The 11,953-nt window shown below is 60.6% G+C and carries 11 protein-coding genes; 6 read left to right on the top strand and 5 right to left on the bottom strand.

Features of this window, described 5'->3' with window-relative positions; genetic code table 11:
* The first annotated feature begins 216 nt into the window (after window positions 1-216).
* The 3 genes from L6D81_RS24405 to L6D81_RS24395 are packed head-to-tail and all read left to right on the top strand — an operon-like array spanning window position 217 to window position 3,782.
* Window positions 217-876, top strand: coding sequence for a paraquat-inducible protein A (locus L6D81_RS24405; protein ID WP_236182262.1), 660 nt, complete (start codon window positions 217-219; stop codon window positions 874-876).
* The gene (locus L6D81_RS24400) at window positions 863-1,486 is read left to right on the top strand and encodes a paraquat-inducible protein A (protein ID WP_007951771.1); all 624 of its coding nucleotides are present in this window, start codon (window positions 863-865) and stop codon (window positions 1,484-1,486) included. The genes L6D81_RS24405 and L6D81_RS24400 overlap by 14 nt, the downstream gene beginning before the upstream one ends.
* Window positions 1,479-3,782, top strand: coding sequence for a PqiB family protein (locus L6D81_RS24395; RefSeq protein ID WP_236182261.1), 2,304 nt, complete (start codon window positions 1,479-1,481; stop codon window positions 3,780-3,782). Before L6D81_RS24400 ends, L6D81_RS24395 begins: the two co-directional genes overlap by 8 nt.
* A gap of 68 nt (window positions 3,783-3,850) precedes the next feature.
* On the opposite strand, the gene mksF is transcribed toward L6D81_RS24395, so the two are convergent.
* Genes mksF through mksB form a run of 3 tightly spaced genes read right to left on the bottom strand, consistent with a single transcriptional unit; the run spans window position 3,851 to window position 8,659 of the window.
* The gene (gene mksF, locus L6D81_RS24390; RefSeq protein WP_236182260.1) at window positions 3,851-6,691 is read right to left on the bottom strand and encodes an Mks condensin complex protein MksF; all 2,841 of its coding nucleotides are present in this window, start codon (window positions 6,689-6,691) and stop codon (window positions 3,851-3,853) included.
* Window positions 6,688-7,389, bottom strand: coding sequence for an Mks condensin complex protein MksE (gene mksE, locus L6D81_RS24385; protein ID WP_236182259.1), 702 nt, complete (start codon window positions 7,387-7,389; stop codon window positions 6,688-6,690). The genes mksF and mksE overlap by 4 nt, the downstream gene beginning before the upstream one ends.
* On the bottom strand, window positions 7,379-8,659 hold the full coding sequence (gene mksB / locus L6D81_RS24380; RefSeq protein WP_162803847.1) for an Mks condensin complex protein MksB: 1,281 nt from the start codon (window positions 8,657-8,659) through the stop codon (window positions 7,379-7,381). Before mksB ends, mksE begins: the two co-directional genes overlap by 11 nt.
* A gap of 231 nt (window positions 8,660-8,890) precedes the next feature.
* On the opposite strand from mksB, the gene L6D81_RS24375 reads away from it, so the two are divergent.
* Window positions 8,891-9,637 carry an energy transducer TonB gene (locus L6D81_RS24375; RefSeq protein WP_236182264.1) on the top strand — a complete coding sequence of 249 codons (747 nt, stop codon included), beginning with the start codon at window positions 8,891-8,893 and terminating at the stop codon, window positions 9,635-9,637.
* The gene (rimI, locus tag L6D81_RS24370) at window positions 9,630-10,082 is read left to right on the top strand and encodes a ribosomal protein S18-alanine N-acetyltransferase (RefSeq protein WP_236182258.1); all 453 of its coding nucleotides are present in this window, start codon (window positions 9,630-9,632) and stop codon (window positions 10,080-10,082) included. Before L6D81_RS24375 ends, rimI begins: the two co-directional genes overlap by 8 nt.
* Before the next feature lie 123 nt (window positions 10,083-10,205).
* On the opposite strand, the gene L6D81_RS24365 is transcribed toward rimI, so the two are convergent.
* On the bottom strand, window positions 10,206-10,610 hold the full coding sequence (locus L6D81_RS24365; protein ID WP_236182257.1) for a serine kinase/phosphatase: 405 nt from the start codon (window positions 10,608-10,610) through the stop codon (window positions 10,206-10,208).
* Between the two features lie 141 nt (window positions 10,611-10,751).
* Between L6D81_RS24365 and can the strand changes: the two genes are divergently transcribed.
* Window positions 10,752-11,396 (top strand): carbonate dehydratase, encoded by a 645-nt coding sequence (gene can, locus L6D81_RS24360; protein WP_007951756.1) that lies wholly within the window; start codon window positions 10,752-10,754, stop codon window positions 11,394-11,396.
* Between the two features lie 8 nt (window positions 11,397-11,404).
* Here can and L6D81_RS24355 read toward each other — a convergent pair whose 3' ends face one another.
* Window positions 11,405-11,932 carry an SET domain-containing protein-lysine N-methyltransferase gene (locus L6D81_RS24355; protein WP_236182256.1) on the bottom strand — a complete coding sequence of 176 codons (528 nt, stop codon included), beginning with the start codon at window positions 11,930-11,932 and terminating at the stop codon, window positions 11,405-11,407.
* Window positions 11,933-11,953 lie beyond the last annotated feature (21 nt).

Here is an 11,953-nt window from a genome sequence, read left to right as displayed (position 1 = left end):
AAGTGAAACGATGCATCGCCGATGGTAGTGTGGGGTTTCCCCATGTGAGAGTAGGTCATCGTCAAGATTAAATTCCGAAACCCCAATTGCGAAAGCAGTTGGGGTTTTGTTTTGTCCGCGGGAAAGTTTTTGCTCGCGTCAGCGAACAAATTTGCACAGTTATTTTCGAATCAGAACACTAGAATAGATCCCAACTTTTTCGGAGCCAGAGCCCTTATGTCAGATTCGGTTGGCGCCCCCGGGCTGTCAGATTTACCGCTGGATGACTTGGTGGCCTGCCATGAGTGCGATCTGCTGATGCGCAAGCCCAAGCTTGCTCACGGCGAAAAAGCCCTCTGCCCACGTTGCGGTTACGAACTGTATGCCCATCGCCATAATGTGGTGCAGCGCAGTCTCGCCCTGGTCATTGCCGCCTTGTTGCTCTACGTGCCAGCGAACTTTTTACCCATCATGCAGCTCAATGTTCTCGGGCAATCGTCGCAAGACACTGTCTGGAGCGGTGTGATCGGTCTGTTCAATACCGATATGCGCGGTGTTTCGGTCGTCGTATTCCTTTGCAGCATGGCGATTCCCCTGCTGAAACTGCTGTGTCAGTTGATCGTATTGTTGACCATCCGTTTCAACATCGGTCGTAGCTACGGCCTGTTGCTCTACCGCATTTATCACCACCTCAAGGATTGGGGCATGCTTGAGGTCTACCTCATGGGCGTCCTGGTCGCGATTGTCAAACTGGCGGATATGGCGGCCATCACCGTCGGCCTCGGTCTGGCATGTTTTATCGGCTTGTTATTGGTTCAGGTCTGGCTCGAGGTGGTGATGTCCCCGCATCAGATCTGGCAGGCGTTATCAGGAGAAGATGCCCATGCGGGCGATTGATGCAGGCATTTTGATCTGTACCGAATGCCACGAACTGAACAGGCAGGATACCGACAGCGATGTGCAGACCTGCACTCGATGCGGTGCACTGGTTCACGCCCGGCGGCCCAATAGTCTCGCGCGAACCTGGGCGCTGCTGATTACAGCCGCGATTATCTACATACCAGCCAACGTATTGCCGATCATGACAGTCAGCTCGCTGGGACAGGGTGACCCGAGCACGATCATGTCCGGTGTCATCCAATTGGTGCAGCACGGCATGATTCCAATCGCCGCCGTGGTGTTCATCGCCAGCATCCTGGTGCCGACCTTCAAGCTGGTGGGCATCGCGCTGCTGTTGTTTTCGGTGCAGCGCCGCCAGCCCTTGTCCGCACGTCAGCGGATCTGGATGTACCGCTTCATCGAATTCATCGGCCGTTGGTCGATGCTCGACATTTTCGTGATCGCCATTCTGGTGGCGGTCGTCAACTTCGGCCGGCTAGCCAGTGTCGAAGCCAATCTTGGCGCCATCGCCTTCGCCAGTGTGGTGATTCTGACGATGCTCGCCGCTGTCACTTTCGATCCCCGACTGATATGGGATAACACGGAGTCGGACGCCGACCATGACTGATTTGCCTGTAGCGAAAACCCGACCGGCTTCGAACTGGTCTGCCATCTGGGTACTGCCCCTGATCGCCTTGATTATCGGCAGCTGGCTCGGCTGGCGTGCCTATACCGAAACCGGCATCGAGATTCAGGTGCGGTTTGAAAGCGGTGAAGGCATTCAGGCCAACAAGACCGAGGTGGTCTACAAGGGCATGCCGGTCGGCAAGGTGAAAGCACTCAAGCTCGATGATGAAGGCAACTCCAAAGGTGTCATCGCGACCATCGAGATGAACAAGGAGGTCGATCAGTACCTGAAGACCAGCACCCGTTTCTGGCTGGTCAAGCCGAGCGTGACGCTGGCCGGGATCACCGGCCTGGAAACCCTGGTATCGGGGAACTACGTCGCTATCAGCCCCGGTGAAGGCGAGCCGACCCGCAAGTTCAAGGCCTTGGCCGAAGAACCGCCGCTGTCGGACTCCAAACCCGGTCTGCACTTGACGATCAAGGCCGATCGCCTCGGTTCGCTGAATCGCGGCAGCCCGGTTTTCTACAAGCAGATCAAAGTCGGCCAGATCAAAAGTTACGTGCTGTCGGAAGACCAGAGCACCGTTGAACTCAAGGTGTTCATCGAACCAACCTACGCCAAGCTTGTGCGCAAACACACCCGTTTCTGGAACGCCAGCGGCATCAGCATTGACGCCAACCTGTCCGGCGTGAAAGTACGCAGCGAATCCCTTGCCAGCATCGTCGCCGGTGGTATCGCCTTCGCCACCCCGGAGAACCGCAAGGACAGCCCGCCCACCGATCCAAGCCTGCCGTTCCGTCTCTACGAAGACTTCGATGCAGCCGCCGCGGGCATACGCGTGAAGGTCAAACTCAGTGACTTCGAGGGCCTGCAAGCCGGGCGCACCCCGGTGATGTACAAGGGCATTCAGGTCGGTAACCTCAAAGCGCTGAAGATCGATCCGGATCTGTCCAGCGCCACCGCCGAACTGACCCTCGACCCGCTGGCCGAAGATTACCTGGTGACCGGCACGCAATTCTGGGTAGTTAAACCATCGATTTCCCTGGCCGGCATCACCGGTCTGGAAGCGCTGGTGAAAGGTAACTACATCGCCGTACGCCCGGGCGACAAGGGCGGCGCTCCGCAGCGTGAGTTCGAGGCCCGGCCAAAAGCGCCGCCACTGGATCTGCGCGCTCCCGGTCTGCATCTGGTGCTGTTTACCGACACTCTCGGCTCGATCGATGTCGGCAGCCCGATCCTCTACAAGCAGGTCAAGGTCGGCTCGGTGCAGAGTTATCAGTTCTCCAAGACTCGTAAGCAACTGGTGATCGGCGTCCACATCGAGAAAGAATACGAAAACCTGGTCAACGCCTCGACCCGGTTCTGGAATGTCAGCGGTGTCACGTTGACCGGCGGTTTGACCGGCGGGATTCAGGTCAAGAGTGAATCGCTGCAGACGCTGATGGCCGGCGGCATTGCCTTCGAAACGCCGCAAGCCAAGGCTCCGCTGCAAAAACGCATCCCGCGCTTCCGTCTGTTCGCCAATCATGATGAAGCGAATCAGAAAGGCGCCGTCGTCACTATCAAGGTGGATCGCGCTGACGGTCTGCGCAGCGGCACCCCGATTCGCTTCAAAGGCCTGGATGTCGGCAAGATCGAAAGTGTCGACCTGACCGATGATCTGCAATCGGTCATCCTCACCGCGCGCATCACTGAAGTGCCGGAGAAGATCGCCCGGGTCGGCAGCCAGTTCTGGGTGGTCAAACCGGAATTGGGGCTGATCAAGACCTCGAACCTGGAGACGCTGGTCACCGGCCAGTACATCGAAGTGCAACCGGCCGCCAAGAACCTTGGCCCGCAGAAGAACTTCGTGGCCCTGGCCAATGCGCCGGAAGTCACCAAGCAAGAGGCAGGCTTGAGACTTGTATTGAGCGCTGCCCGCCGAGGCTCGCTAAAGCCGGGCGTGCCAGTGACCTACCGCGAAATTGCCGTGGGCAAAGTCACCGGTTATGAACTGGGCCAGACCGCGGATCGCGTACTGGTACATATCCTGATCGAACCGAAGTACGCGCCACTGGTGCGCAGCGGCAGCCGCTTCTGGAACACCAGCGGTGTCGGTTTCGACATCGGTCTGTTCAAGGGCGTAACGGTGCGCACGGAGTCGCTTGAAACAGTGATCCAGGGCGGTATCGCCTTCGCCACGCCGGATGGCGAGAAGATGGGCAATCCGGCCCGCGCCGAACAAACCTTCCCGCTGTTCGACAAATTCGAAGACGAGTGGCTGACCTGGGCGCCGAAAATCCCCCTCGGCAAATAATCCCGCCCAATGAAAAGGGCCGCGATCCAATGGATCGCGGCCCTTTTTTTGTGCCCGTCAGTGACGCATCAAACCGCATCCAGCTCCGGCTCGTCGGCCTGGACATTGACGGTGGCTTTCACCCCATCGTGGCGACGGATGTACTTCCAGTCCGCCTCGTCGATGTAGATGCCGGCCGGGCCGCTGCCGCCTTCCAGGTCGATGGCGACACTGGCGCAGACCTGCGGCTTCACACTCGCCAGAATCGGCACGAAGCCCAGTTGCAGGCTGGTTTCCAGCAGAGCGGCCTGGTTCTTCTCGTCGATGTCTGCTGCCTCGTCGAGGTAGTACGGCAGACGCACGCGACCGGCCAGGTCGCGGTCCATCAAGTGCAGCAACAAGTACATGTTGGTCAGCGCCTTGATGGTCATCGTGGTGCCGTTGGACGCCGCGCCATCGATGTCGGTGTGGATCACCGGCTGGCCGTTGACCTTGGTGATCTCGAACGCCAGTTCGAACAAGTCCTTGAGGCCGAGCTGGTTGTGGTTCGCCGCCACCAGCCGCGCCAGGTACTCCTTGGCCTCTTCGTTCTTGTTGTCCTGTTCCGCACTTTGGCTCAGGTCGAACACCGACAGTGTTTCGCCTTCTTCGTACTGACCGGCGCTGTGGATGATCTGGTCGATGTGCTTGAGCGCTTCCTTGTTCGGCGCCAGCACAATGCGGAAGCTCTGCAGGTTGGACACCTGACGCTTGTTGATCTCGCGGTTGAACAACGCCAGTTGGTGCTCGAGGCTGTCGTAGTCGCTGCGAATGTTGCGCAGGGTCCGGGCGATATCGGTCACGGCTGCGCGGCGGGCCTTGCCGAGGGTCAGGGCTTCGTCGGTGCGGTGCGCGTAAGCGTTGATCAGCAACGACAGACGGCGCTCCATGTCGTCTTCACTGTCGAACTTGGCCACGCCTTTGAGGCGCACCTGCGCGTACAGCGCTTCGATCTGGCCATCGGCGCGCAACAGGCCTTGCCAGCTGTCCTGATAGTCATTGAGCAGCGGCAGCAGGTTGTCCATCGAATCGTCGACCGGATCCATGAACGGCGTGCCGAACGGCAGGTCCGCCGGCAGCAGCTGACGGCGGCGCAGGGCGTCGTCGAGGGTGCGTTGCTTGGCTTCCATGTCGGCGATCTGCCGGCCGACCAGTTGCAGCTTGGCCGACAGTTGCTGGACGCGCTCGGTGAACGCATCGCTGGAACGCTTGAGTTCGTCCTGCGCAGCTTCCATCTGCGCCAGTTGCTCGAGCTTGTCGCCTTCTTCGGCGCTCAGGGTCTGGGTACGACGGAAGTCTTCCAGCGCTTTCTGCGCATCCAGCACCTGCTGGTACAGCGCTTCGGTCTGGGTCTTGCTCGCGGCGCGGTCAGCGGCCACGGCTTGTTGGGTCTTGAGTTGCTTGAGCTCTTTTTCCAGACGTTCTTTCTGATCGCGCAGCGCGGCACGGTCGGCCAGCGCTTGCAGAGCCGGAGGTTCGATATGCGAGATGTCGATCGACAGGCCCGGCACTTCGAAACGCTCGCCCTTGAAGCCGTCGAGAATCAGCTCCACGGACTTCACCCACTCGCCGTTCTCGTCCAGGGTGATGCCGTGTTCGCCCAGCGGCAGGCTGAACAGCGCGCTGTTGAACAGACGCATCAGGCGCTCGACATCCTGTTGCGAGAACTCTTCGCGCAGGCGTGCATAGCTGTTGTTGTCGGCGTGATCGAGTTGCTGCTTCACCGACTTCAGGCGTTTTTCCAGATCGCGAAGACGTTCTTCGAGATCCTCGGCACTGAATTGACGGGACTGCGCCAGCGCACCGGCCAGTTCGTCGTGAGCGTCCTTGGCCGCCAGCAGTTGCTGTTCCAGCACTTTGACGTCATCGACCAATGCAAAGCGGTTCTTCAGTACCGACAACTCGCCGAGCCAGCGCTGGATGCCGGAGATTTCCCGCTCCAGGCGCATCAACTCCTGAGTGCCGCCACGCTGATCGTTTTGCAGATCGTCCTGCTCGCGACGGTAGTGCTCGGCCTGAATCGTCAGCTCTTCCTTGCGCGCCGTGGCGTAGTCCGACCAGGTGCCGAGCAACGAGTCGAGCAGCGGCGACAGGCGATGCAGTTTGCCGCGCAGCACATCGCGCTGTTTGACGCCGTTGGCCAAGGCTTCGACCAACGGGCCGGCAGCCACCAACGAGTTGTAGTCCTGTTCCATGCGACGCACGTCGCGGAAGGCTTCTTCGCACGCCGCGATGTAATCGACGCTGCCGGAACGCAGACTGTGTTCGAACGCATCGAGGAACAGTTGCTTGAGCTTGGCCGCGGTGATTTCGCGCATGTGCAGCAGGTTGATGAACAGCGCGCGGAAAGTCTTCAGGCTCTGCTCGCTGGTCGAGCGCAGCGGAATCAGGGTCAGATCCAGCGGAATCGACGTATGACCGCCCACCAGCAAGCGGCGCAGTTCATCGGGCTTGAGTTCGTAGGCTTTCAGGCCTTCTTTCTCAAGGTTGCTGAACAACTCTTTCTGCCGCAGGCAAGTGTCGTTCTTCTGGTAGTGCGCCAGATCGAGCTTGCCGGCGTAGGCGAAGAACTGGTGACCGAAACCGCCGCCCGGGCCGCGACCGACCACGCCGATCACGTGCGGGCCGTGGGGCAGGTTCACTTCGACCAGGATGTAGCTGGTGTCGGAGGCAAAGTAGAAGCGCCGGGACTGTTCCAGGCTGTACTTGCCGAAACTCATGTCGGACATGCGCGCCAGAATCGGGAACTGCAAGGCGTTGATCGAGGCGGATTTGCCGAGGTTGTTCGCGCCGTAGACCGACAGCGGTTCTTCCAGCGGGAACAGGCCGAGGCTGTAACCGGCGGTGTTCAAAAGGGCAAAGCGGCGGATGCCGTAGCGTTCCTGGCTCATGCGTCGGACTCCTGTTCTTCGGCAATGGCGCGGGCCAGTGCGTCTTCTTCGCTTTCTTCCTCAAATTCGCTGAGATCGAGCGGGTCGTCGGTGGCGAGGAATCTGGCCTCGGCGGCTTCGTCGATCAGCACCGGTGCCGGCAACGGCAGAACGCTGTGCACGCTGGCCGCCAGATCGCGGTCCTGCTGAACCGACAGGCAGACATCGAGGAAGCGGTGCATCGGCGGCAAGAAACGGTACACACCGTTTTCCTCGCTGGCGAAACCGAGCTGGGTCATGCGGCGCATGATTTTTTCTTCGAGTTCTTCGACGGTCTGTACTTCGGCCTGGATGAACAGGTCGCGGTATTTTTCCAGCAGCGAGGGCAGTTCTTCGCGACCGAGGCTGCCGCCGTCGAGTACGGCGATCGGGTCGCGGCCCTGATCGGCCAGATGCTCGACCAGGATGAAAGTGAACAGCGCCAGACGTTGAGCGGTCTTGTTCACCGCCGCTGCAGCCATGTCCGGCACGAAGTAATAGAAACCACGGGTGTCGCAGACCAGTTCGAAGCCCAGTGCCTTGAACAGCGTGCGGTACTGGTCCTGGAAGTTCGACAGTTGCGCGTACAGCTCCGGGTCGCGGCGGCTGACGTGGTAACCCTTGAACAGCTCGCGGAAGATCGGCGCGAGTTGCGACAGTTCGGATAGATCAAGATGCATTGGGGATGCTCGCAGAATCCTCGGCGGCGGTGTCGCCGGCCGAGAGCAGGGCGAAGGAGCGCAGGCTGACCTGGTGCTCGTGAGTGTGGTATTCGCGGCGTTCCAGACGCTCGCGCTTGAAGCGTTTTTCCCGCGACAGGCGCGAGAACCAGTACAGCAATTCGTCGGTCGCGCCGTCCGGTTCCTGCTCCAGCAGCCAGGTCATCAGATCCGGCATCGGCAGGGACTCTTCGCAGCGGTCGACCATCTCGCGCACGGTGCGCGGTGCGCGCGGGGCATCGCCGGTCTTCTGCGACTTGTGCGCCTTGGGGAAACGCGCCGGTTTCGGCTCGAAACGGGCCAGGGCATAGACGTAGGCTTCAACCTGACTGGCGCTGCCCAGAAAGGTGCTTTGCGGCCGGGTGAACAGCGGCATCGCGGCTTGCGGCACGGCGTCGATGCCTTTGCGGCGAATGGCGGCCAGCGCCAGCGCAGCACCACGGGTCACGGCGTTGTGCCGGCGGGCTTCTTCACGCAGCGGCAACAGCAGCTCGCGGGCGTGACGCAGGGTCAACTGGGCGCTGGTCTGCATTTCGAGGATGCGTGCGTGGGTGCGCAGCAGCATGTCGTCATCGACCAGATGGCCGAGGCGCTGCTGTTCGCTGAGCATTTTCAGCAACACGGTTTCGACCTTGCGCACGCCTTGCTCGAAGGCGCCGTCGGCGTTCACCAGATCGATCATCGGCTCGACGTATTCGTCCCACGTCGCCAGCACTTCGGCGTAACGCTGACGCAGCGGAATCTGCCGATCACTGGTCTTGGCCCGCTCGGCCACGGCCACCAGCGCCTGTTCGTCGTTGTCGAGTTTCTTCAGAACATCGCGCACGCGCATGTCGAGCAGGCGCAGCTGACGGGCCAGGTCATTGCCGTCACGGACGTCGAACGCATCCTGGATATAACCGGCCAGACGCTCGAGGTGACGCAGATAGGCTTCGATTTCCAGGCACAGGCCCAGACGGTGCTCGCGGCGCAGATAGGCGAGGAAGTCGTGGATCTGCGCATTGAGTTCGAAACGGTTCGGGCTTTTCGCCACGGGAACCAGAATGTCGAGGCGGATCCACACGTCGAGCAGGCTGGTGATGTCCTGCGGCGTGCTGTCCAGTTGTTGGGCGGCCAGTTGCGTGCGCAGTTCGTTGAGGCTCAGGGTGCCTTGGTCGAAGTGCTCGCACAGTGGCTCCAGAAGTGCCCAGTGTTCAGCGAGGGCGCGCAAGACGCGCTTGGGTTCGATCATCGGAATGGCCGGCTGGTTGGCGATTAAAAGCCGCGATTGTACTGCATCACGAAGGATGCGATTCACTCTCGGGACGGGCTGTCGCTTTTCTTTGCGTCAAGCTATCGGTCAAGACTATCGATCAACAGCGGGCGATCTTGAGCGAAGGGCGGTAGAATCAGCGCACTTCAGTTATCCACAAGTGGCCGACCCTTGCTAATCGAGTCCCGCCGCCGCGCCTATTTGAACGCCATGCAGGTGGTCAACTGGCTGCCGCGCACCGAATTGCCCTTTGCCGCACCGTCGCGGCCCGAGCTGCTGGACATGCCCGAGCCCGAGATTGCCGCGCCGGTGATGCCCGCGCCCCAGGCCGAAACTCCGGTGCAACCGGCTGCGCGCCCGGTCGAACGGCCGAAGATCGAGGTGCCGCGACCTTCGCTGGCCAGTACCCGCACAGCCGCCAAACCGGTGGAAGAAGTCGACGAAACGCCGATCGTCGCCAGACCGGCACCCGTGCCGCCGCCGCGATTTGCCCTGCAATTGCTGCGCGCCGGCCGTTGCCTGCTGCTGGTTGAGTTACCCACAGGGGAAGCCTTCCAGTCCCGCGATCCGGCTTATCTGCTGCTCAAGGACATGCTGCGTGCCGCCGGTCTGCCGGACGCGCCACAGATTGTCGGTGAGCCGGTGCGCTGGCCATGGCTGAACCGCGGCACGATGGATCAGGGCCCGGAGGCGGCCCGGGACTTCGTCCAGGGTTTCCTGTCGGTGCAGATGGAGGCGGCGCCGTGCGCCTGTCTGTGGCTGATCGGCCTGCCGGCGGTGCGTTTTGCCGGCGAAGCGGAGGCCGAGGCGTTCAACCGTGAATTGCAAATCGAGGGGCTTGGCCTGGCGTGGGCCGTGCCCGGGCTGGAATTGTTGATGGAAGAGCCACAGCGCAAGGCCGCCGTGTGGCAAGCCATGCGTCGGCTGATGGCGCGCTGGAAAGAATCGAATGAGTGACGCTGTATCGTTTCGCCCGATGACCGAGGCGGATCTGGACGCTGTGCTGAAGATTGAATATGCCGCGTACAGTCATCCGTGGACCCGCGGGATTTTTCTCGACGGCTTGGGCAAGTATCAGATCTGGTTGATGTTCGAAGGAGAGCAGCAGGTGGGACACGGGGTGGTGCAGATCATTCTTGATGAAGCGCACCTGCTCAATATCACGATCAAGCCGGAAAACCAGGGGCGCGGGCTGGGGCTGACCTTGCTCGAACACCTGATGTCCCGCGCCTGCGCCGCCGATGCCCGGGAATGTTTCCTGGAAGTGCGCGACAGCAACACGTCGGCCTTTCGCCTGTATGAGCGCTATGGCTTCAACGAGATCGGCCGACGCCGGGATTACTACCCGGCGGTCGGCGGGCGCGAAGATGCCGTGGTCATGGCCTGCACCCTCGTCGATTAAAACGTTAAAGCCTCGCGGGCAAGCCCGCTCCTACAGGTTAGTGTCGTATACATAATTTGAGTACGACCCTGATCCCTGTGGGAGCGGGCTTGCCCGCGATGGCGTCCTGTCAGGCAATACCAATCAGCGGCTGCCATCCAGCGGATCACGCCGCGCCAGTTCAGCCTCATCCAGGCCATTGCCGCCGCCGATGTCATCTTCATCGACCAAGCTCAGATCCCAATCCGCCGGATTGTCTTCGCCAGCCTCTTCGGCATCCCGAGCGCCATCTTCATGGATCAGGGTTTCCGGGCTCATGTCGTCGTCAGTCGGTTCATGATCACTGACCGAAGCCCCTGTCATGCCAGCCTCACGCACGCGCTCGTTGGGCATCAATTGTTCGCGTTCCTGCTCCGGGATCTCATCGCCGATCTTCGCACTGGGCTCTTCGTCGTCGAAGTCCAGCTCATGCACCGAACCCATGCGGTCTTCGTTATCATCGATGGGCTCCGGTTGCACCGCATCGTACGGACGTCGTGAATCAGTCATGGCAAATCCTCATACTGTGGGCCTTACTGAGGTGGACTCACCGGGCGCACGAGAATTCAAAGCAAATCACCCATGATCCCCGCGTGACCCCGACAGGCGGTCGACTGTCATACCAGCGCATCTTTCTTGAGGCCTTACCGCATGCATGACTTACAAGACCTGATTGATAACAACGAGCGTTGGGCTGACGCGATCACCAAGGAAGACCCGGATTTCTTCGCCAAGCTGGCCCGCCAGCAGACACCTGAATATCTGTGGATCGGCTGCTCCGACGCACGGGTGCCGGCCAATGAAATCGTCGGCATGCTGCCGGGCGATCTGTTCGTTCACCGCAACGTCGCCAACGTGGTGCTGCACACCGACCTCAACTGCCTGTCGGTGATCCAGTACGCGGTGGACGTGCTCAAGGTCAAACATATTCTGGTGACCGGGCACTACGGTTGCGGCGGCGTGCGGGCGTCGATGCAGGATCGTCAGTTCGGCCTGATCGACGGCTGGCTGCGCTCGATCCGCGACCTGTACTACGAAAAACGCGAAGAACTGGCCAAGCTGCCGACCGAAGAAGAACAGGTCGACCGTCTGTGTGAGCTCAACGTCATCCAGCAAGTGGCCAACGTCGCCCACACCAGCATCATCCAGAACGCCTGGCATCGCGGGCAGAGCCTGTCGATCCACGGCTGCATCTACGGCATCAAGGATGGTCGCTGGAAGAGCCTGAACACCACGATCAGCGGTTTCGAGCAATTGCCGCCGCAGTACCGCTTGCGTCCGGTCGGCGCGCCTTGATCGGTCGTTCAGCGTAAACCTTGCCGACGTCGCCAGCTCAGCAAATAGCGCTGGCCTTCAAGATTGGGTGTTTCGTCGTAACCGGTGATCCACCCACGGCAGTTCGAGGACCCGCAACCACAGGCAAACTGCCGCAGCAGTTTGTCTTCGGTGGCGGTGTAATCGATGGTCAGTCTTTCACCCTCCACAATATCGCGCAGAGCCCATACCCATAACTCGCTCATGTCGAGAAAGGTGTTCGGGTCGCAGCAATGCTCGAATGCGCCACAAAAACGCGGGTCGTACAGATGGATGCCGGCAAGCAGTTGCCGTGTCTGCCGGCAGCGATAGGGCAGCAGTTGGCCCGAAAAACGGCATATTCGAGTGATACGCAGAAATGCTCGGCACGCTACGACGGCGGTGGCCACGCCCTCGGGATCGTGAACAATCTCGAAATCCTGCTTCGACGGAAATCCCAGGCGGACGGGAAGTCCGGCAAAAGGATAAATGCCCTCTGTATCGCGTGCCGGTTTACCCGGTAATGCGTAAGTGTTCATAACGCTCCCTGTTGGCTCGGT

The organism is Pseudomonas sputi (assembly GCF_021603585.1).
Taxonomy (GTDB): domain Bacteria; phylum Pseudomonadota; class Gammaproteobacteria; order Pseudomonadales; family Pseudomonadaceae; genus Aquipseudomonas; species Aquipseudomonas sputi.
Note: the sequence above shows the minus strand (reverse complement) of the source record. Positions and strands in the feature narration are given on the sequence as shown.